This is a genomic window from Stenotrophomonas sp. A3_2 (genome assembly GCF_036624925.1).
In the GTDB taxonomy this organism is placed as follows: Bacteria; Pseudomonadota; Gammaproteobacteria; order Xanthomonadales; family Xanthomonadaceae; genus Stenotrophomonas; species Stenotrophomonas hibiscicola.
This window is the reverse complement of sequence record NZ_JAZKVY010000312.1, coordinates 1-390: the sequence shown is the minus strand read 5'-3', so window position 1 is coordinate 390 and position 390 is coordinate 1. Positions and strand designations below refer to the sequence as shown.

Genomic DNA, 390 nt, shown 5'->3' with positions numbered 1-390 from the left:
GGCGGGCGATTTCCCGCGGGCGGAGGCAGCGCTGGACGCGGTGCTGGCGCGGGAGGCGCCGCCCGCCGGGGTGCTGGCGCCGGCCCAGCAGACGCTGCTGCTGGGCCTCGCCGCCGCGGCCGCGCGGGCCGGCGATGACTCGGCGCTGACGCGTCTGCGGGCGTGGGCGCCGCGGCTGCCGGAGGGGCCCGCTGCCGCCATGCTGCAGGCGCTGGCGGAGGCGCCGGTGCGGCGCATGGCCGATCTGCCTCGTTCCGCGTGGGAAGCGGTGAGCCTGCGTAACCTGCCCGCCGCGCTGGCCGCTTTCCCGTCGCAATAGGCCCCAAGGCGGTTGCCGGCCGATGCCGGACAAAAACTTCACGAAGAAAGTGAAAGTTTTTTCTTGCGCGG

General features: G+C 74.9%; 1 protein-coding gene. It reads left to right on the top strand.

The window, feature by feature from the left end:
- Positions 1–319: hypothetical protein (locus tag R5H29_RS14490; protein ID WP_332329353.1), on the top strand; the 319-nt coding region annotated here is incomplete at its 5' end.
- Between the last annotated feature and the right edge of the window lie 71 nt (positions 320–390).